Origin of the sequence: Streptomyces odontomachicola (assembly GCF_039605595.1) — a bacterium.
GTDB lineage: Bacteria > Actinomycetota > Actinomycetes > Streptomycetales > Streptomycetaceae > Streptomyces.
This window is the reverse complement of the sequence record NZ_JBCFOK010000020.1, coordinates 1-19,832: the sequence shown is the minus strand read 5'-3', so window position 1 is coordinate 19,832 and position 19,832 is coordinate 1. Positions and strand designations below refer to the sequence as shown.

The 19,832-nt window shown below is 73.2% G+C and carries 19 protein-coding genes and 1 tRNA gene; 10 read left to right on the top strand and 10 right to left on the bottom strand.

The window, feature by feature from the left end; genetic code table 11:
* Nucleotides 1-148: 148 nt before the first annotated feature.
* The 6 genes from ABEE00_RS30340 to ABEE00_RS30315 all read right to left on the bottom strand — a co-directional run bounded on the left by ABEE00_RS30340 (nt 149) and on the right by ABEE00_RS30315 (nt 6,045).
* Complete coding sequence (locus ABEE00_RS30340; RefSeq protein ID WP_345748947.1) at nt 149-1,414, bottom strand: HD-GYP domain-containing protein; 1,266 nt, start codon at nt 1,412-1,414, stop codon at nt 149-151.
* Nucleotides 1,415-1,416: 2 nt separating this feature from the next.
* The gene (locus ABEE00_RS30335; RefSeq protein ID WP_345748946.1) at nt 1,417-2,817 is read right to left on the bottom strand and encodes an HD-GYP domain-containing protein; all 1,401 of its coding nucleotides are present in this window, start codon (nt 2,815-2,817) and stop codon (nt 1,417-1,419) included.
* A gap of 186 nt (nt 2,818-3,003) precedes the next feature.
* A complete protein-coding gene (gene rsrA / locus ABEE00_RS30330; protein ID WP_345748945.1) occupies nt 3,004-3,378 on the bottom strand; it encodes a mycothiol system anti-sigma-R factor in 375 nt (124 codons plus the stop codon).
* Nucleotides 3,375-4,049: a sigma-70 family RNA polymerase sigma factor gene (locus tag ABEE00_RS30325; RefSeq protein WP_345749055.1), complete on the bottom strand. Its 675-nt coding sequence runs from the start codon at nt 4,047-4,049 to the stop codon at nt 3,375-3,377. The genes rsrA and ABEE00_RS30325 overlap by 4 nt, the downstream gene beginning before the upstream one ends.
* A gap of 392 nt (nt 4,050-4,441) precedes the next feature.
* Nucleotides 4,442-5,110 carry an alpha/beta hydrolase family protein gene (locus tag ABEE00_RS30320; protein WP_345748944.1) on the bottom strand — a complete coding sequence of 223 codons (669 nt, stop codon included), beginning with the start codon at nt 5,108-5,110 and terminating at the stop codon, nt 4,442-4,444.
* A gap of 116 nt (nt 5,111-5,226) precedes the next feature.
* Entirely contained in the window at nt 5,227-6,045 is an 819-nt protein-coding gene (locus ABEE00_RS30315; protein ID WP_345748943.1) for an SOS response-associated peptidase, read from the bottom strand.
* 189 nt (nt 6,046-6,234) lie between these two features.
* Here ABEE00_RS30315 and ABEE00_RS30310 point away from each other — a divergent pair, with 189 nt between their 5' ends.
* The 4 genes from ABEE00_RS30310 to ABEE00_RS30295 all read left to right on the top strand — a co-directional run bounded on the left by ABEE00_RS30310 (nt 6,235) and on the right by ABEE00_RS30295 (nt 9,987).
* On the top strand, nt 6,235-6,966 hold the full coding sequence (locus tag ABEE00_RS30310; RefSeq protein WP_345748942.1) for a M50 family metallopeptidase: 732 nt from the start codon (nt 6,235-6,237) through the stop codon (nt 6,964-6,966).
* Between the two features lie 143 nt (nt 6,967-7,109).
* Entirely contained in the window at nt 7,110-8,519 is a 1,410-nt protein-coding gene (gene aroA / locus ABEE00_RS30305) for a 3-phosphoshikimate 1-carboxyvinyltransferase (protein ID WP_345748941.1), read from the top strand.
* Between the two features lie 13 nt (nt 8,520-8,532).
* A complete protein-coding gene (rsgA, locus tag ABEE00_RS30300; protein WP_345748940.1) occupies nt 8,533-9,594 on the top strand; it encodes a ribosome small subunit-dependent GTPase A in 1,062 nt (353 codons plus the stop codon).
* Between the two features lie 69 nt (nt 9,595-9,663).
* Entirely contained in the window at nt 9,664-9,987 is a 324-nt protein-coding gene (locus ABEE00_RS30295) for a DMT family transporter (RefSeq protein ID WP_345748939.1), read from the top strand.
* Nucleotides 9,988-10,025: 38 nt separating this feature from the next.
* On the opposite strand, the gene ABEE00_RS30290 is transcribed toward ABEE00_RS30295, so the two are convergent.
* Nucleotides 10,026-10,649 (bottom strand): TetR/AcrR family transcriptional regulator, encoded by a 624-nt coding sequence (locus tag ABEE00_RS30290; protein WP_345748938.1) that lies wholly within the window; start codon nt 10,647-10,649, stop codon nt 10,026-10,028.
* A 179-nt stretch (nt 10,650-10,828) separates the two neighbouring features.
* On the opposite strand from ABEE00_RS30290, the gene hisN reads away from it, so the two are divergent.
* Nucleotides 10,829-11,623: a histidinol-phosphatase gene (gene hisN, locus ABEE00_RS30285; RefSeq protein ID WP_345748937.1), complete on the top strand. Its 795-nt coding sequence runs from the start codon at nt 10,829-10,831 to the stop codon at nt 11,621-11,623.
* Between the two features lie 264 nt (nt 11,624-11,887).
* Nucleotides 11,888-12,304: a CBS domain-containing protein gene (locus ABEE00_RS30280; RefSeq protein ID WP_345748936.1), complete on the top strand. Its 417-nt coding sequence runs from the start codon at nt 11,888-11,890 to the stop codon at nt 12,302-12,304.
* Between the two features lie 69 nt (nt 12,305-12,373).
* Here the strand turns inward: ABEE00_RS30280 and ABEE00_RS30275 are convergent, their stop codons facing one another.
* Nucleotides 12,374-13,840: a catalase gene (locus ABEE00_RS30275; protein WP_345748935.1), complete on the bottom strand. Its 1,467-nt coding sequence runs from the start codon at nt 13,838-13,840 to the stop codon at nt 12,374-12,376.
* A 132-nt stretch (nt 13,841-13,972) separates the two neighbouring features.
* Here ABEE00_RS30275 and ABEE00_RS30270 point away from each other — a divergent pair, with 132 nt between their 5' ends.
* The 4 genes from ABEE00_RS30270 (at nt 13,973) to ABEE00_RS30255 (ending at nt 17,449) form a co-directional block, all read left to right on the top strand.
* A complete protein-coding gene (locus ABEE00_RS30270; protein WP_345748934.1) occupies nt 13,973-14,389 on the top strand; it encodes a Fur family transcriptional regulator in 417 nt (138 codons plus the stop codon).
* A 152-nt stretch (nt 14,390-14,541) separates the two neighbouring features.
* Complete coding sequence (locus tag ABEE00_RS30265; protein WP_345748933.1) at nt 14,542-15,375, top strand: ABC transporter ATP-binding protein; 834 nt, start codon at nt 14,542-14,544, stop codon at nt 15,373-15,375.
* A complete protein-coding gene (locus ABEE00_RS30260; RefSeq protein ID WP_345748932.1) occupies nt 15,372-16,259 on the top strand; it encodes an ABC transporter permease in 888 nt (295 codons plus the stop codon). Before ABEE00_RS30265 ends, ABEE00_RS30260 begins: the two co-directional genes overlap by 4 nt.
* 65 nt (nt 16,260-16,324) lie before the next feature.
* On the top strand, nt 16,325-17,449 hold the full coding sequence (locus ABEE00_RS30255) for an ABC transporter substrate-binding protein (protein WP_345748931.1): 1,125 nt from the start codon (nt 16,325-16,327) through the stop codon (nt 17,447-17,449).
* A 69-nt stretch (nt 17,450-17,518) separates the two neighbouring features.
* Here the strand turns inward: ABEE00_RS30255 and ABEE00_RS30250 are convergent.
* Nucleotides 17,519-17,592, bottom strand: a tRNA-Met gene (locus ABEE00_RS30250).
* A 158-nt stretch (nt 17,593-17,750) separates the two neighbouring features.
* A complete protein-coding gene (locus ABEE00_RS30245; RefSeq protein WP_345749054.1) occupies nt 17,751-19,574 on the bottom strand; it encodes a tetratricopeptide repeat protein in 1,824 nt (607 codons plus the stop codon).
* Between the last annotated feature and the right edge of the window lie 258 nt (nt 19,575-19,832).

Sequence of the window (19,832 nt, the reverse complement as noted above, 5' to 3'; positions counted from 1 at the left end):
GCCGTGGCCGTGCGCCCGCGGCCGCCGGCCGCCGTCGTACGGCTGTGTGCTGCGTATGTGCTGCGTGTGTCCTGTTGCGCGCGCTTTCCGCGGTTCCCCTCTTCGCATCCAACCATGCCCACCGGGACGTTCGCTCACTACCCGGCGGTCAGGCATCCGCACCCCGTGACACGACGCGGGCGAGCGCCTCCACCACCCGTGGTTCGTAGCTGCACGCGCTGTCGAGCCGCAGTCGCTCCAGCACGCGCAGCGAACCCTCTATTCCTTTCCCCGGCTCCGCCGAGAGCATGTCCTCGTACGCGTTCGCCGCGCGCACGATCCGCGCGGGCAGCGGCTGTTCGCGGTACGGATCGGCCTGCCGCTCCACCACGAGGGCCACCTCGGAGGCGACACCGGTCTGACGCACCACCGCTCCCCCGAGCAGCGCGATGCGCCGCCGCTCGGAGTCCTCCAGCGGCTCCGTCGCGCCGCCCTCCACGGGGTCGACGAGGGAGAGCTGGCCGATGTCGTGCATCAGCGCCGCGTACTCCAGCACGGTGAGCTCGGGCTCGCCCAGGCCCAGCTCGCGCCCGGTGGCCACGCTCAGCGCCGCCACCCTGCGCGCGTGCCCGTGCGGGGTGTGTCCCGCCACTTCGGTGGCGCGGGCGAGGGACGCGATGGTCTGGCGGTACGTGGCCCGCACCCCGGCGAAGCGGCGGAGGGAGAACTGCGTGAGCAGCAGCGGCACGCAGAACACCGGGAGCGCCCAGAGCCCGACCACCGCCACGGCCAGCGCCAGCACGGCGCCGGTGGCGGAGACGGCGGGCACCACGCCCACCCGGGCCCCGAGTTGATCGCGCAGCAGCGGCCCGAACCTGCGCCCCGTACGGCCGGCCGCGAGTACGGCGCCGAGCACCGCGTCGCACAGCCCGGTGAGCAGGGTCACCGCGAGCAGCGCCAGCGCGTAGTACGGGCCGATGCCGAACCAGCGGTCCAAGGTGCCGGTGTTGTAGAGGGGTTGGAAGCAGGTGGCGGCGAAGCCCACGGACAGCACGCCGCGCACCGCGTGGTCCAGCGCGGGCCCGCGCCGCTCGGGCCGCGCCACGGCCAGGTGCGGGGCAAGACCGGCGAGCGCGGCGACCACGGTGACGGCGACGCACTGGAGGCTGCCGTGCGTGCTGGGCTCCCCCGCGACCTCGCCGAGCAGCGCATAGGCGAGCGCGCCCGCCGTGCCGACGGGTCCCGCCGTGGCCGGGCCGCCCGGGCGGTCGCTGGGGCCCGTGCCGGGGAGCCGCACCCGCACCAGTTCGCCGACGGCGATGACGAGGCCGAACGCCAGGGCCAGCCGGGGCTGTTCGAGGCCGCGCCAGGCGGTGAACGAGAGCGCCACGACGGTGAGCGAGGCCGCCGCCCCGTACACGGCGCCGACCAGCATGTTCACGCCTTCCGCCCGGTGGTCTCCGGGGCCTGCGCGTACTCCTCGGCGTGCTGGGACGCGGGCTCGCGCGGGGGCGGCAGCGGCTCGGGGTCGGCGGTGACGGCGGGCGACCAGCCGTAGGCGTCCAGCGCGTCGGCGAGCGCGTGCACCATCCGGGGGTCGAACTGCGTCCCCGCGCACCGCCGCAGCTCCTCGACGGCCGCCGGCACGGGGCGGCCGCGCCGGTAGCTGCGGGTGGAGGTCATCGCGTCGAAGGCGTCGGCGACGGCCACCACGCGGGCCACCTCGGGGATGTCGCCCCCGGAGAGCCCGTACGGGTAGCCGCTGCCGTCCAGGCGCTCGTGGTGGTGCAGGATCGCGGAGCGCGCCTCGTCGAGGAAGCCGATGCCGCGCACCATCTCGTGGCCGTACTCCGGATGCAGCTCGATCACCCGGCGCTCCTCGGGCGTGAGCGGTCCGTCCTTGCGCAACACCCGGGTGGGGACGCCGAGTTTGCCCACGTCGTGCAGGATCCCCGCGAGCCGCAGCAGCTCGGTGCGGTCCTCGCCCATGCGCAGCTCGCGGGCGATCATCGCGGAGGCCCGGCCCACCCGCTCGCCGTGCCCGCGGGTGTAGCGGTCCTTGATGTCCACGGCCTGTACGAGGGCGCGGATGGTGGCCTGGTGCGCGACCCGTTCGCGGTGGTACTGCGCGAAGATCCAGCAGCAGATGCACATGGGCAGCAGCACGAACAGGGCGGCCACGGGGCCGTACGGGCTGCGCCAGAGCACCGCCATCATCAGCCCGGCCGTGCCGTGCACCAGATGCGGCACCGCGGCCCTGAGCATCTGCCCGCGCCAGGCCGTGCGGACGGGGCGCCGCTCGGCGGTCACCAGGATGGCGCCGTCCAGCGCGGTGACCACGGCGCAGAAGACCAGCGCGGCGACGGCGGCGGCGAGCAGCGCGCCGGGGAAGTCGCGGAGCGCGCCGGGCGCCCGCGGCCCGCTGAGGTCCGCCGCGCCGCCGCTGAGCAGGGTCTGCGCGCGGGCGGCCGCGCAGGCGGCGAGGCCGAGCTGGGCGGTGTGCCACAGCCTGCGGGCCCCCGCGTGCCGCCGCTCGACCGTGCCGAGCAGGGCGCCGGGCAGCGGCAGCAGCGCCGCGGCCTCGGGCGGGAGCAGGAACACGCCGGTCAGCAGCATGGGGAAGAAGGCGCCCACATTGCTCGGCACGCGATGGCCCATCAGGGGGCAGCGCGGGATGTACTCGCACAGCGCGTAGAGCCCCGCGACGGGGAGCAGCACGGACCACTCGGTGTGCCGGAAGTCCAGGACGGCGGGCGCCGCGCACCAGGCCCATGCGCAGAGGGCGCCCGCGATGGCGGCGCGCGCCCGTCCCGGCAGCCCCGCCCGTCGTGCACGCATCGTGAGCCTCCTCCCCGTACAGCAGGTGGGGAGGATATGACGGCGGGGTTCAGGGGCGTGGGCGCATGAACGCATTACCCCGTAAGGGAGGGGTGCGCCTCACACGATCGGGTGAGGCGCGGGTGGATCACGGGAAAAGCGGCCGGAGTTGAGGCACCTGTGCGACCGCTTCGCCGTCACCCAGGGTCAGCGCGCCGGGCGGTCCGCCTCGGCGTGCTCGGCCTCGACGTGCCCGGCCCCGGCCGCCTCGCCCTCGCCGGACGCCTCGGGGCGCGGGTCCCGCTCGTCCTCCGAGGGGCCCGGCTGGCCGGCGCGGATCGTCTCGATCCGGCCCATCACCTTGGCCCGCAGGTCCGAGGGCACGTCGTCGTGGCCGCAGCAGCGCTTGACCAGCTTCTTGACCTCCTGCTCCAGGCCGTACTTCTCGAAGCAGGGCGAGCACTCGTCGAAGTGCTCCTTGAACTTCTCGCAGTCGCTGTCCGGCATCTCGCGGTCGAGATACTCATACAGGTGGTCCAGGACCTCAGAGCAGTCCGTCTCGTGCGGCTCTCCGCAACTCATTGGTCCGAGCCTTTCCGGTCGTGCGGCGCTTCGCCACGGCCGCCGGCGCCCGCCGGGACCATGCCACGGTCGCGCGCGTAGCCCTCCAGCATGTCGCGGAGCTGACGGCGTCCGCGGTGCAGCCGGGACATCACCGTGCCGATGGGTGTCCCCATGATGTCGGCGATCTCCTTGTAGGCAAAGCCCTCGACGTCCGCCAGATAGACGGCGATGCGGAACTCCTCGGGGATGGCCTGGAGGGCCTCCTTCACGTCGGAGTCCGGCAGGTGGTCGAGCGCCTGGGCCTCGGCCGAGCGGAGTCCGGTCGACATGTGCGACTCGGCCCGCGCCAGCTGCCAGTCCTCGATCTCCTCGGCGGCACTGCGCTGCGGCTCGCGCTGCTTCTTGCGGTAGGAGTTGATGAAGGTGTTGGTCAGGATGCGATACAGCCACGCCTTGAGGTTGGTGCCCTCGCGGAACTGGTGGAAGGACGCATACGCCTTGGCATACGTCTCCTGCACCAGGTCCTCGGCGTCGGCCGGATTGCGGGTCATGCGCAGGGCGGCCGAGTACATCTGGTCGAGGTAGTTCAGCGCGTCCCTCTCGAAGCGCGCGCTGCGCTGCGCCTCGGTCTCCGCCTCGGTCTCCTGCTCGGCGCCTGTGCCGTCCTCGGTCCCGGCGACCGGACCCACCTCCTCCGATGTCACTGCGGCTCCGGTCGCGGAACCGCTCGAATCGGAGAATAGACGACGATCCGCTGTCCGTGCCGCCGGAAACATCGCGCCACCGGCGAGCGCCAGCGTGGCCCAGTCCAGGTCAGCGGCCTGGGGACGCTGCGGGCAAGCGACAGAACCCATACGGGCGGCTCCCTCATCTCGTGCTCATCGTGGCTGCTCGTCCCGACCGTGGCCCCGATCGCGACGTACGTGGTGCTCGTCCTGCTGTGGGCGACAACACCGGCACGCGGTGGCGCATTCCCTGACCCCGCGTCCGTCTCCCGCGCCCCGGTGGTGAGTTGAGCCACCCGTGCTCACACCGGCCCCGGGAGACCCCGGGACCACGGCCTCCCGCGCGGCCTCCCACCTCAGGAGAACCGCTTCCCGAGCCACTCCCCCACCCCCTCGGTGATCACCGCGAGGGTCTCCTCCTCGGTGACGCCCGCGCTCTTGGGCACCGCGAAACCGTGGTCCCCGTACGGGACTTCGAGCAGCCCGTCGTCCGCGGGCAGCGCGGGGAACTCCTCCGGCTTCCCGAACGGATCGCGCCCGCCCTGCACCACCAGCACCGGCAGCCCGGTCCCCGTCAGCTCCTCGGCGCGGGACTTCTCCGGCTTGCCCGGCGGGTGCAGCGGGAAGGAGAGCGCGAGCACCGCGTGGGCGCCCAGCTCGGCCCCCGTACGGCAGGCCACCCTGGCTCCGGCGCTGCGGCCCCCGGCGACCACCGGGAGGCCGGCCCCGCGCAACGCGGGCCACAGCGCGCTCCACGCCGTGTCCAGGGTCTTCGGCGCGGGCGCGAGCTTCTTGCCTGCCACGCGCCAGGGCTGCTCGACCAGCGCGACGGTGAACCCGCGCGCGGGCAGCGCCGCGGCGAGCGCCCGCAGGTCCCGCGCCTCGATGCCGCCGCCGGCGCCGTGGCCCAGCGCCAGGACGGCGCGCGCTTCCCGCGCGGAGTGCCAGGTGATCCGCGCGTCCCCGGCGGGGGTGCTCACGAGCTGCTTGCTGGGGGTGCCGGTGTGGTCGCTGTGGTCGCTCATGGGGGCATCCTGCCGTGCCCCGTACGGGAGTTCACCCACCGGAGCCCCGACGCGACACGGCGCCGCGCATCCCAACAAGGCGGTCCGGCACGACGGCCCCGGCACAGCGGCTCCGCTCAGAACAGCGTGCCGACCTCGGGACCGTCCAGCTCCCGCACCAGCTCGGGGCTGTTGTTGCGCACGTTGCTGACCTCCGTGGAGACCGGGTACGCGCGCAGGGTGCCGGGCGGCGGGGGCACCAGCAGGCCGCGCAGCTCCTCGGGGTCGGTGCGCGCCGGGTCCAGCCAGTCGCTCCAGCGGTCCGGGGTGAGCATCAGGGGCATGCGCGGGTGGATGTCGGCCAGCGCCTGCGGGCCGCCCTCGCGCGGGGCACCGGCCAGCGGGGTGGTCTCGGCCTCCGTGGTGATCACGGTGCAGGTCGCCCACCAGGCGCGCGGGTGGTCGTCGGGCAGGGTCCTGTCCCGCCAGAACTCGTACAGCCCGGCCATCGCCATCACCGAGCCGTCCGCCGGGGTCACGAAGTAGGGCTGCTTGCGCGGCCGCTTCTTCCTGCCCTCCTGCTCCAGCGCGAGCTCGCCCTTCGCCGTGACCCACTCGTAGTAGCCGTCGGCCGGCAGCAGGCAGCGCCGGGCGGTGAACGGCTTGCGGTACGAGGACTTCTCGTGCACCGTCTCGGCGCGTGCGTTGATCATCTTCACGCCCATGTCGGGTGACTTCGCCCACGAGGGGACCAGCCCCCAGCGCAGCGGCCGCATCTGCCGGACGGGACGCGGGTCGCCCGAGCCCTTGAGAGGGCGGTCGAGGACCGCGTACACCTCCTTCGTGGGCGCCACGTTCCAGTCCTGCGCCGGAGCCTCGTCGGGCTCCCACTTCTCCACCGCGAACAGCTCGGCCAGTTCCTCCGGCCGCCGGCTCGCTGCAAACCTCCCGCACATAGCTGCCACACTGCCACGGCGCGCGTCCCGGGAGGGCAGGAAACCGGACGCGCGTACGGAAGCGTCCCCGGTGCAGCGGGGCCGCGGAGAAACACCTGCGGGCACGGCGGCGCTCCAGCAACAGACGGCAACGGGCGGCGCGCACGGCAACGGAACGGCCGGCAGACGGCGGCGGGAGACAAGGAAGCGATGGACACCGCGAATATCACCGACATCTGGGACCGGGTCTTCGGCACCCAGCCCGACCCGGACCAGTGGCTGGTCGTGATCACCGGCCTGGTGGCCCTCGCCGCCGTGATCCCGCACGGCATATGGCGGCTCTCGCGGAACGCGGTCACCATCGCGCACGAGGGCGGCCACGGGCTGGTGGCGCTGCTCTCGGGCCGCCGCCTGGACGGCATCAGACTGCACTCCGACACCTCGGGCCTGACCGTCTCGCGGGGCAAGCCGCACGGCATCGGCATGGTGCTCACCGCGGCCGCCGGCTACACGGCGCCGCCGCTCCTGGGCCTCGGCGGCGCCTGGCTGCTGGCCGCGAACCACATCACGCTGCTGCTGTGGAGCGCCACGGCCCTGCTCCTCCTGATGCTGGTCATGATCAGGAACGCCTACGGGGTGCTCACCGTCGTGGTCGCCGGCGGCGCCTTCCTGCTGGTCTCCTGGCTGACGGGGGCCGAGGTGCAGGCGGCCTTCGCGTACGGGGTCGTGTGGTTCCTGCTGCTCGGCGGCGTACGGCCGGTCTTCGAGCTGCAGCGCAAGCGGCGCCCGCGCGGGATGCGCGGCGGCCACGGTGCGCCCGACTCGGACGCCGACCAGCTCGCCCGGCTCACCCACCTCCCCGCCGCCGCCTGGCTGCTGCTCTTCCACGCGGTGGCGCTGTGCTCGCTGCTCGGCGGGGGACGCTGGCTGCTCGGGCTCTGAGTCGGGCCCCGAGGAGGCCGGCCGGTGCGGGCCGCGGGCGCAGCGCACAGCGCGCCCGGCCCGCTATCAGTGCCATGTTTCGACGGTATTTCGCCGTATTTGATCAAGATGGTGCCCCCGGCCGAACCACTAAAGTGGGCGGCATGACCGACCACACCGAAGCCGCAGCTCTCTGGCCCGCTCCGCTCGCGTCAGGCCCCGTCGACGCGACCGTCACCGTGCCCGGGTCCAAGTCGGTCACCAACCGCGGCCTGGTGCTGGCCGCGCTCGCCTCCGAGCCGGGCTGGCTGCGCCGCCCGCTGCGCTCCCGCGACACCCTGCTGATGGCGGACGCGCTGCGCACGCTCGGTGCGGACATCGAGGAGACGGTGTCCTCCAACTCCTCGCCCGCCCCCTCCTCAGGCACCCCCGGCGGCGCGGGCGAGTCCTGGCGCGTCATCCCCGACGGGCTCTACGGCCCGGCCACCGTCGACGTGGGCAACGCGGGCACCGTGATGCGCTTCCTCCCGCCGGTCGCCGCGCTGGCCGACGGCCCGGTCCGCTTCGACGGCGACCCGCGCTCCTACGAGCGCCCGCTGCACGGCGTGATCGACGCCCTGCGCGCGCTCGGCGCCCGCGTCGAGGACGACCGGCGCGGCGCGCTGCCGATGACCGTGCACGGCAGCGGTTCGCTGGACGGCGGCGCCGTGGAGGTCGACGCGTCCTCCTCCAGCCAGTTCGTGAGCGCCCTGCTGCTGTCCGGGCCGCGGTTCAACCAGGGCGTGGAGGTCCGGCACACCGGCGGCGCCCTGCCCTCGCTGCCGCACATCCGGATGACCGTGGACATGCTGCGCCAGGCAGGCGCCCAGGTCGACGCCCCCGAGGACGGCGGCGAGCGCGACGTGTGGCGGGTCACCCCCGGCGCGCTGCTGGGCCGCGACCTGACCGTGGAGCCCGACCTCTCCAACGCGCAGCCCTTCCTCGCCGCGGCGCTGATCACCGGCGGCCGGGTCACCATCCCCGACTGGCCGCAGCACACGACGCAGCCCGGCGACGCGCTGCGCGAGATCTTCACCGCGATGGGCGGCTCCTGCGAGCTCGACGACCGCGGCCTGACCCTGACCGGCGGCGGCCGGATCAAGGGCATCGACGTGGACCTGAGCGAGGTCGGCGAGCTGACCCCGGGCATCGCCGCCGTGGCCGCGCTCGCTGACGGCGAGTCCGTGCTGCGCGGCGTCGCGCACCTGCGGCTGCACGAGACGGACAGGCTCGCCGCGCTGACCAAGGAGATCAACGGCCTGGGCGGCGACGTCACCGAGACCGAGGACGGCCTGCGCATCCGCCCGCGCCCGCTGCACGGCGGCGTCTTCCACACGTACGACGACCACCGGCTGGCCACCGCCGGCGCGCTGCTGGGCCTGGTGGTCGAGGGCGTGCGCGTGGAGAACATCGCCACCACAGGCAAGACCCTCCCCGACTTCCCCGAGCTGTGGGCCGGGATGCTCGGCGGGGCCGGGGACGACGGTGCGGGGGACGGCTCGCCGGTGCCGAGTCCGGCCGGAGAGAGAGCCTGAGAGGGCTCCCGCGATGCGCCGCTACGGCAAGCACACCGACGAGGACGACATCCGGGTACGCCCGAGCCGCAAGGGCAGCCGTCCGCGCACCCACACCCGCCCCAAGCACGAGGACGCCGCCGAGGGCTTCGTGGTGACCGTCGACCGCGGGCGGATCACCTGCCTCGTCGAGGGCCGCACGATCACCGCGATGAAGGCGCGCGAACTCGGCCGCAAGGGCGTCGTGGTGGGTGACCGGGTCGCCCTGGTCGGCGACCTCACGGGCGCCAAGGACACGCTGGCCCGCGTCGTGCGGGTGGAGCCGCGCTCCTCCGCGCTGCGCAGGACGGCGGACGACAACGACCCGTACGAGCGGATCGTCGTCGCCAACGCCGACCAGCTCGCCATCGTGACCGCGCTGGCCGACCCCGAGCCGCGCCCGCGGCTGATCGACCGCTGCCTGGTCGCCGCCTTCGACGCGGGCCTGGAGCCGCTGCTGGTGCTGACCAAGTCCGACCTGGCGGACGCGGGACCGATGCTGGAGGCGTACGAGCCGCTGGGCGTGCGGACCGTGGTCACCAGCCGCGCCGAGCTGGACGACGGCGAAGCGGCGGAGAGGGTACGCGCGCTGCTGTACGGCCGCAGCACCGCGCTGGTCGGTCACAGCGGGGTCGGCAAGACCACCCTGGTGAACGCCCTGGTGCCGGAGCGCCGCCGCACGGTCGGGCACGTCAACGCGGTGACCGGGCGCGGCCGGCACACCACCACCTCGGCGCTGGCGCTCCCGCTGCCCGACCCGCCGGAAGCGGAGGACGCCGAGGACACCGAGGACGAGCCCTCCCCCGACGGCGCGAACGGCTGGGTCATCGACACCCCGGGCGTACGGTCCTTCGGGCTCAACCATGTGGACCCGGCGCGCGTCATCCACGCGTTCCCGGACCTGGAGCCGGGGGCCGAGGGGTGTCCGCGCGCGTGCAGCCACGACGAGCCGGACTGCGCGCTGGACCAGTGGGTCGCGGACGGCCACGCCGACCCGGCGAGGCTGCACTCGCTGCGCCGCCTGCTGGCGACGCGCGAACGCCGCGAAGGGGATTGACCCGCCACGTCCCCGCGTTAAGTGCATACTCACACAAACGAGCAGCACCCAACGGGAGGCACATCAACCATGGCCTGGTTCCTGGTCGTCTTCGCGGGACTCCTCGAGACCGGCTTCGCCGTCTGTCTCAAGCTGTCGCACGGCTTCACCAGGCTGTGGCCGACGGTCCTGTTCTGCGTCTTCGCGCTGAGCAGCTTCGGTCTGCTGACCCTCGCGCTGAAGCGCCTGGACGTCGGCCCCGCGTACGCGGTGTGGACCGGCATCGGCGCGGCCGGCACCGCGATCTACGGGATGATCTTCCTCGGCGACGTGGTGTCCGCGCTCAAGCTGGTCTCCATCTCGCTGGTCATCCTGGGCGTGGTGGGGCTCCAGCTCTCCGGCGGAGCGCACTGACCGTCCCTCAGCGGCGCGTGTGCCGCGGCCCGTTGCGCTCAGCCGTCCGCGGCCAGCAGCGCCCGTACGACGTCGCCGACCCGCCCGCAGGTCTCGTCGTCCGGGGCGTCGGCGGGCGCCACCACGTACGAGAGTGCGACCCGCAGCCCGGCGTCGTACGCGGGCGAGAGCGCGGCCGGTGACAGCGCGGGCGGCAGCGGGGCGCCGCCGGAGGCGAGCCCGGAGACCGTACGGTCGCGCAGCACGGCGGCCAGCCGTCCCGGCTCACCCGGCGGGGCGGCCGCGCTCCCCGAGGGCGAGTGCTGCGGCGAGGCGGGCAGCGGCATGCGGGTGCTCCAGCAACCGGTCAGCGCGGCCCGCACGATGGGCTCGCCGCGCGCGGTGCGCAGCATCCACGCGGCGGCCGCCGCACAGCAGGTGGCGGGGTCGGCGCCGCGGCGGCCCGCCTCGACGGCCGAGCGCGCGGCGCCGTCCAGGAAGCCCTCGACGAGCCGGTTGACGAGGGCGGCGCCCAGGCCGTCCTTGCTGCCGAACTCGTTGTAGAGGGTCTGCCGGGACACCCCAGCGGCTGCGGCGACGTCCACCATCCGCACACTCGTCCAGGGCTGTGTGGCCACCGCGGAGTGCGCGGCTTCGAGCAGGGACTCGCGCGCAGTCGGCATCGTCGCCTCCCGTACCCGACGGCTGGGGTGCCGGACAGAATTGACGCACCGCCAGGCGGTGTCAATACGTCACGCACTTCCCGAATGGGCATGCCCATGGCACTCCGTCGGCCCCCGCAGGACCGCCTCACGCCCCGTCTGCTGTGGCTGCGCCCCTGGCGGATCGATACTGTTCGCACATGCTGGACTACCACGATGATCTGCGTCTCGCCCACGTGCTGGCCGACGCCGCCGACGCCGCGACCATGGAGCGGTTCAAGGCTCTCGACCTCAAGGTCGAGACCAAGCCCGACATGACGCCGGTGAGCGAGGCCGACAAGGCGGCCGAGGAGCTGATCCGTACCTCGCTCCAGCGCACCCGACCCCGGGACGCGGTGCTGGGCGAGGAGTTCGGCACCGAGGGGCACGGCCCGCGGCGCTGGGTCATCGACCCCATCGACGGCACCAAGAACTACGTGCGCGGCGTCCCGGTCTGGGCCACCCTCATCGCCCTCATGGAGCTGGGTGAGGGCGGCGACCGGCCGGTGGTCGGCGTGGTCTCGGCGCCGGCGCTCAACCGCCGCTGGTGGGCGGCGAAGGGCAGCGGCGCCTACACGGGCCGCAGCCTCCAGAAGGCGACCAGGCTCCAGGTCTCGCAGGTCGCCGAGGTCCAGGACGCCTCCTTCGCGTACTCCTCGCTGACCGGCTGGGAGGAGCGGGGCATGCTCGGCGGCTTCATGGACCTGACCCGGGACTGCTGGCGGACCCGCGGCTACGGCGACTTCTGGCCGTACATGATGGTCGCCGAGGGCTCGGTGGACATGTGCGCCGAACCGGAGCTGTCGCTCTGGGACATGGCGCCGAACGCGGTGATCGTCGAGGAGGCCGGCGGCACCTTCACGGGCCTGGACGGCAACCGCGGCCCGAACAGCGGGAACGCCGCGGCCTCCAACGGCCTGCTGCACGACAGGCTGCTCGGCTATCTGACGGCCTGACGCGAACCCGATTCCCGGGGCGCACGCACTGCCTCCGAGCGCCCGGCGACTGACGGCCATTCACCTTCCAGGGGCGCGCGTATCCCGCCGTTCGCGGCCGGGCGATTCGCGCGCCCCTTGTTGTGGCCCGGGCCAGGTGTGAACATGAAGGCTCGACCGCTTGTGCGCTTGTGAATTGCTTCTCCAGCCGAACCGCTGGTCAGCCCCCTCGCTGGTCCAGCAGGAGCAGTTCCGCCAAGCCCGTCTAGGAGGTGGCCAACGGCCATGACCACCCGCGTAGTTGACGCCATGAGCACCGTGGTGCTCACCATCGGCCCCGCCCACACCCTCCGCCAGGCCGCAGAGCTGATGTCGGCCCGCCGGGTCGGCGCGGCCGTCGTCCTCGACCCCGACGACAGCAACCTCGGCATACTGACCGAGCGCGACATCCTCAACTCCCTCGGCGCCGGACAGAATCCGGACCGCGAGACGGCGGAGTCCCACACCACGACCGACGTGGTCTTCGCCGCGCGAAGCTGGACGCTCCAGGAGGCGGCCGACGCCATGACCCGCGGCGGCTTCCGGCACCTGATCGTGCTCGATGAGAAGGAACCGGTGGGCATCGTGTCGGTGCGCGACATCGTGCGCTGCTGGGCCGGGGCCACTGAGCGTGCGCCGCGCGCCGAGGAGATGGCGGTGTGACAACACCGGAGGGACCGGAGCCGCGCGGGCTTCCGGTCCCTCCGGGTTCATTCGGCGAGCGGTGTCTCGTCAGCCGCGCAGGGCCTGGACCGCGGCCTCCAGCCGCTTGCCGAAGTCCTCGTCCGCCTTGCGGAAGTTCTCGATCGCGCGCTGCGCGATGTCCTCGCGCGAGACCTGCGAGAGCCCGCCGGAGATGTTGTCGATCAGACGCTTCTTCTCGTCCTCCGACATCAGCCGGTAGAGGTTGCCCGCCTGCACGAAGTCGTCGTCCTCGGCGTGCGAGGGCGCCTCGTGGTCACCGGTCACGCCGGAGACCGCGGTGGGCTCCCACAGCGGGCGGTTCGTCTGGAACGGGCCGCCGAAGCTGTTGGGCTCGTAGTTCTTCGCGCCGCCGTGCCGGCCGTCGTACATCACGCCGTCCCGGCCGTGGCTGCGCGCCTCGGCCGCCTTCGGCTCGTTCACCGGCAGGTGGTCGGCGTTGATGCCGACGCGGTAGCGGTGCGCGTCGCCGTACGCGAAGAGGCGGCCCTGCAGCATCTTGTCCGGCGAGGGGCCGATGCCCGGCACGAAGTGGTGCGGGGAGAAGATCGACTGCTCGACCTCGGCGAAGATGTTGCGCGGGTTGCGGTTGAGCTCCAGCTTCCCGAACTCGATGACCGGGTAGTCCTCGTGCGGCCACACCTTGGTCAGGTCGAACGGGTTGAAGCGGTAGTTCGCCGCGTCGGCCGCTGGCATGATCTGCACGCCGACGGTCCAGCTCGGGTAGTCGCCGCGCTCGATGGCCTCGCGCAGGTCCCGCTGGTGGCTGTCGGGGTCCTCACCGGCGAGCTTGTCGGCCTCGGCCTGGGTGAGGTTCTTGATGCCCTGGTCGGTCTTGAAGTGGTACTTCACCCAGAAGACCTCGCCGGACTCGTTCGTCCACTGGAACGTGTGCGAGCCGAAGCCGTCCATGTGCCGGTACGAGGCCGGGATGCCGCGGTCGCCCATGAGCCAGGTCACCTGGTGCGTGGACTCCGGCGACAGGCCCCAGAAGTCCCATACGTTGTCCGGCTCCTGGGAACCGGTGTACGGGTCGCGCTTCTGGGTGTGGATGAAGTCGGGGAACTTGATGGCGTCCTTGATGAAGAACACCGGGGTGTTGTTGCCGACGAGGTCGTAGTTGCCCTCCTCGGTGTAGAACTTCAGCGCGAAGCCGCGCGGGTCGCGCACGGCGTCGGCCGCGCCGAGGTTCCCCGCGACGGTCGAGAAGCGCAGGAAGACCTCGGTCTCCTTGCCGATCTCGGAGAGGAACTTCGCGCGGGTGTACTTGGTCACATCCCCGGTGACCGTGAACTTGCCGTACGCACCCGCGCCGCGGGCGTGCACGATCCGCTCCGGGATCCGCTCGCGGTTGAAGTGCGCGAGCTTCTCCAGCAGCAGCTGGTCCTGTATGAGCGCGGGGCCCCCGACACCGGCGGTCTGGGTCTGCTGGTTGTCGGCAACCGGAGCGCCGGCCTCCGTGGTCAGCGGTCCGGTGGTCTCTTCCTGCACCGTCACGTGCGCCTCCTGTGCCTCAAGCCTGTCCTTGGCTACGCCGAACACGATCCTACATTGGACATTGTCCAAGTCAAGATGAAGACGAATCCCATACGGGTTCTGCCTATGGACCGGACTTGTTATCCTGAGGGCATGAGTGACCTGCTGGAACGACTCCGCGATCGCGGCTGGCGGCTCACCGCGCAGCGGCGAGTCGTCGCCGAGGTGCTCGACGGCGACCACGTGCACTACACCGCCGACGAGGTGCACGCGCGCGCGTCCGAGAAACTGCCGGAGATCGCGCGGGCCACCGTCTACAACACGCTCAGCGAGCTGGTCACCATCGGCGAGGTGATCGAGGTCGCCACGGACGGCCGCGCGAAACGGTACGACCCCAACGCCCGCCACTCCCACCAGCACCTCGTGTGCTCGAAGTGCGGCGCGATCCGCGACGTCCACCCCATGGGCGACCCCATCGCCAGCCTCCCCGAGGCCGAGCGGTACGGCTTCGCCATCGCCGACGCCGAGGTCACCTACCGCGGCACCTGCCCGGACTGCCGCGGCTCCTGACCCGACCGACCGCACGCGCCCGTACGGGGCGTCGGGCCCGCACCCCTGAGGTGCGGGCCCTTTTCGCGTCCGGCACCGCCCCGTACCCCGCCCGCTGCCGCGCCCGTGCACGCCTCTTCCCTTAGCTGACGGGTCGTCATATCGTCCCGGCGATGGACACCTCAGGCGACACCGCATCCGACAGACCGGAGGGCCGGCCGAAGCTCAGCGCCACCGCGCTCACCCGGAGCTTCGGGCGGCGCTCCCGGCGCCTCGACGCGCTCGGGCCGCTGGAACTGGACGTCGCGCCCGGCGAGTTCGTCTGCCTGGTCGGCCCCTCGGGCTGCGGCAAGTCCACGCTGCTGCGCATCGCCGCGGGCCTGCTGCGCCCTTCCGGCGGCGAGCTGACCGTACGCACCGAGGCGCGGCATCCCGCGGCCATGATCTTCCAGGACTACGGGATCTACGACTGGAAAACGGTGCAGGCCAACGTGCGCTTCGGCCTGGACGTGCGGCGGGTGCGCCGCCGCGAGGCCGACGCGCGGGCCCGCGAGTGGCTGGAGCGGCTGGGGCTCGCCGAGTTCGCCGGCGCCTACCCCGCGGCGCTCTCCGGCGGGATGCGGCAGCGCGTGGCCATCGCCAGGGCGCTCGCCGTCGAGCCCGAACTGCTGCTGATGGACGAGCCGTTCGCGGCCCTGGACGCCCAGCTCCGCACCATCCTCCAGGACGAGCTGCTCGCGCTCACCCAGTCCACCCGCACCACCACCCTGTTCATCACGCACAGCCTCGAAGAGGCCCTGGTGCTCGGCGACCGCGTGCTGGTGATGTCGGCGCGCCCCGGGCGGATCATCGCCGAGCGGCGCCCTCCCTTCGGACGCCCGCGCACCGGTGAGGTCCGCTCGGCCCCGGGGTTCACCGCGCTCAAGGACGAGCTGTGGGAGCTCCTGCGCGGCGAGGTCGGTGACGCGGTACGCACGCAGGCGGCACGGACGGAGGCCACCACGTGAGCACGGACACCACGGAACCGGCGAAGGGCGCGGCGGCAGGCGGTCAGCAGTCCCTTCTCGTACGCCGGCCGGGCCCCGCCGAGACCGCCCCCGAGCGGACGTACCGCAGGCGCCGGGCGCTCGAACTCACCCTCGCCCTCGCGGTACCCCTCGTACTGATCCTCCTGTGGCAGCTCGCCGCCACCCGGAACTGGATCGACGCGCGCGTCTATCCCGCCCCCTCGGCGATCCTCGCGGACGGCTGGCAGCGCGCGGCGGACGGCGAGCTGTGGCCCGACACGTGGGCCACACTCAAGCGCGTCCTCGCCGGATACCTGCTCGGCACCTCGTCGGGATGGCTGCTCGGCCTGCTCATGGGCTCGCTGCCGCTGGTGCGCGCCGCGCTGGAGCCCATGCTGGACGCGCTGTACGTGGTGCCGAAGCTGGCGCTGCTGCCGATCTTCCTGAACATGTTCGGACTCGGCGAGGGCCCGCAGATCGCGCTGGTCGCCGCGACGGTCTTCTTCTTCGTGTGGATCTCCACCATGGCCGCGGTGCTCGCCGTCCCCGACGGACACCGGGACGCGGGGCGGGTGTTCGGCGCCGGGCACTGGCAGATGTTCCGGCACGTGCTGCTCCCGGCGTCGCTGCCCTCGGTGCTGGTCGGCGCGCGGATCGCGGCCGGCGTCGCGGTGCTGGTGATCGTCGCCTCCGAGTCCATCGCCGCGACCGACGGGCTGGGCCACCTGATCTTCGACTCGCGCGCGCTGTTCCAGAACGACGTGATGTTCGTGGGCATCGTCTGCGTCGCGCTGCTGGGCGTCCTCTTCTCCGAACTGGTGCGCCTGGCGGGCCGGTTCCTCACCCCCTGGGCCCCGCGCGACCGCGGCCGCGGCCAGTCCTGAGCCCCGCCCCCGCCTTACGGAAGCCGGCCCCGTACCGAAGCCACCCCTGCCCTACGGAGGTACTCGTGCGCCCTCGTGCCCTGGCCGCCCTGGCCGCGCTGCTCCTGCTCGCCGGGTGCAGCGCCGCCGGTGAAGGCGGCGGCGCCATCAGCACCGCCCCCCGCGAGATCACCCCCGTACGGGGCTGCGGCGAGCGGTCCTGGACCGACCCGGCCGACCTGGCCCGCGACCGCGCCCCGGCCCGCTGCGACAAGGGGGCGCCGGCCCCGCGCCCGCTCAAGAAGAAGCGCAGGCTCACGATCGCGACCGGCACCCTGAGCGCCGAGTACGTGGCCCCGCTCCGACTCGCCGTGCGGAAGGGCGAGTTCGCGAAGGAGGGCCTGGACGTGGACATCCGCGTGCTGCCCACCCCCGAGGCACTGCCGCTGCTGGCCAAGGGAGAGATCGACGCCCTGTGGGCGGCCCCCGAGGCGGCGGTCGTGAACGGCATCAACGGCGGCTTCGACATCCGCTGGGTGGCGGGCAACTTCTCCCCCGACCCGTCCTCCAAGAGCGGGCTGTGGGTGAAGCTGCGCAAGGGCGAGACCGCCGCCTCGGCGAGGATGAAGGGCCGGAAGATCGGCACGATGATCGGCAAGGGCTCGGTCATCGCGTACCCGATGGACCGCATCTTCGCCCGGCACGGCGCGGACATGAAGTCCGTCACCTTCCAGCAGCTCGGCTCCTCCGACGTCCTCACCGCGCTCAAGGGCGGCGGCGCCGACTCCGCCTGGCTGCTCGACCCGGTCTGGCGCAAGGTGCACGGCGACGGCCGGTACGCCTTCCTCGGCGGCCAGCCCGTCGGCGAACCCCTGGGCGGCGCCCTCTACGGCCCGAACCTCCTCGGCGAGGACGTGGACGCCGGGGTCGCCCTGCTGCGCGGCTACATCCGCACCGTGAACACCTACTTCAAGGGCGACTACAAGAAGGATCCCGCCTTCGTCGCCGAGCTCTCGCGGCTGCTGAAGCAGGACCCGAAGGTGCTCACCTCGGTGCCGTCGCTGCGCGTGGACTGGGAGATCCGCAAGGGCACGACGGCCCGCCTGCAGAAGGCGTACAAGGACGCCGGGGTCACCACGGGACGCCCGCTCCCCGAGGAGCGGCTCGTGGACCGCAAGCTGTACGCGGAGGCCGTCGGCCACAAGCCGTGAAGGCCGCGGGCGCACGGTCCGCAAACAGAACTGGGGCCCGGATCCGAAGATCCGGGCCCCAGTCATCAGTAGCGGGGACAGGATTTGAACCTGCGACCTCTGGGTTATGAGCCCAGCGAGCTACCGAGCTGCTCCACCCCGCGCCGTTGATGTGTCTCTACTTTAACCACAGGCCGACGACCAGTGCAAATTCCGTGCCGATGCGCCACTGCCACCTCGTGCGCAACGCCGCGCGGAGACCGGCGGGGCCGTACGGAGACCGGCGGGGAGGTGCGCACGAGTCGCCCCGTGCGCACCTCCCCTACGCCGTCAGCTCCGTACCCAGCGCCTCACGCAGCCGCGCCGCGCGCTCGGCCACCTCGGCCGGGCCCAACTCCACGGCGCGCGCGCACCATTGCTGACCCTCGGCCAGCTCGCCGCGACGCGCGTGGATCAGCGCGAGGCGCAGCGCGGCACGCCCGTGCCCCGCCTCCGCCGCGCGCCGCCACCACAGCGCCGCCTCCGGCTCGCCGCCCTCGCGGGCCAGCAGCAGCCCGAGGTTGAACGCACCGTGCGCGCTGCCCGCCTCGGCCGCCGCGCGATACCAGCGGGCCGCGTCCACGACCTCGCCCCGGGAGGCGGCCACCATGCCCAGGCGGACCTGGGCCCTGCGGTGACCCTGCTCGGCGGCGCGCTCGTACCACTCCTCGTACTCGGCGCGTGCGCCTCCCGAGGGCTGGCCTGCGGCCGGCTGCTCGCGCGGGGTGCGCCGCTCCAGCAGCGACCCCAGGCGGAACGCTCCCTCGACGCTGCCGCCGCCCGCCGCGCACCTCAACTGCCGCTCGGCCTCCTGCTCTTCGCCCTCCCGCAGCAGCGCGATGCCCACCTGGAGCGCGGCCTCCGCGTGTCCGGCGGACGCGGCGCGCTCATACCAGGTGCGCGCCGTGCGGTCGTCGCCGCGGCCCACGTACAGGATGCCGAGGTTGAACGCGGCGTCCACGCTCCCGGCCTCGGCGGCCTTGGAGAACCACGGCTCGGCGCCGTCGCCGTCGCCGCGCTGGAGCAGCAGCACGGCGAGCGCGTTGGCGGCCTCGCGATGCCCCGCGTACGCGGCCCTGCGATACCACTGCTCGGCCTGCGCGATGCGGCCCTGCGCGGCGCAGAGCAGCCCGAGGTTGAAGGCACCGTTGTCACAGCCGGCTTCGAGCGCGACCCTGTACCACCGCTCGGCGGCCTGGCGTTCGCCGCGCTCGGCGTGCAGCGCGCCCAGCGCGTTGGCGGCGTCGCCGTCCCCGCCCTCGGCCGCGCGCTTCCACCACACCGCGGCGCTCTCCTCGTCACCCGCGTCGCGCAGCAGGAAGGCGAGCGCGCAGGCGGCCCGCGCCTCGCCGTCCTTGGCGGCCGTGAGATACCAGCGCCCGGCCTCTTTCAGCTCGCCGCGCCGCTCCAGAATCGCGCCGAGCCGCAGCGCCGCCCTGCGGTGCCCGCGGGCTGCCGCCTGGAGATACCACTGCTCGGCCTGCTCGGCCGCGCTCTCGGCGTCCTCGTCCGGCTCCTCGCCATCGGCTGCGGGCGTACGGAGATCCGCGGGCGCCCCCGCGCCGCCACGGAGATCCGCACGTCCCTCACCGGTGCCGCGGCCGGCGTCCAGACCCGCGCGCTCGGCCACGATCCGCCCCACCCGGTACGCGGCCTCGCGGTGCCCCCGCTCGGCCGCGGAGCGGAACCACTCCTCGGCTCCCTCCTCGCCCCGGTGTTCCAACAGATCGGCGAGCGCGTACGCCCCCAGCGCGTGACCGGACTCGGCGGACTGCCGCAGCCAGTAGTGCGCCGCGGGCTCATCGCCGCGCTCGCGGTGGTGCCGACCCAACGCGTGCGCCGCCGCGGCCGATCCGGCCACGGCGGCGATACGCCACCAGCCGGCCGCCTCGTCCGGGTAGCCGCGCTGGTGCAGCAGCACTCCGAGGTTGTTCGCCGCGGCGCGGTCGCCGGCGGCGGTGGCCGCGCGCAGATGCGGCTCGGCACCGTCCAGGTCGCCGCGGCGCAGCAGTTGGGCACCGAGCACGCTCAGTGCCGCCGCGTCGCCGGCGCCCGCTTCTCCGGTCCGGCTCACCCCGGTCCCCGGTGGACCGTTGAGCCTCGTCATGTCCCCCATAAGCCCCATCGTCGCACCACCCGCAACCCGCGTACACCTGGTATACCGCAGCCAGTGAAGTCACTTCGGAGGTTTGTCGACTTCCCGACACAGAGACCTCTCAAACCGCTTGCGCCCACCGGTTCTTGGGGATTTCCCCCAGCAACGGAGAAGGGCCCGGAGTGGGTTGTCTCCGGGGCCGTCTCCGGTGCAGTATCGGGGGCCCGGTTTGAACCAGCGGCCACAGGGTTATGTGCCCCCCGAGCTAAC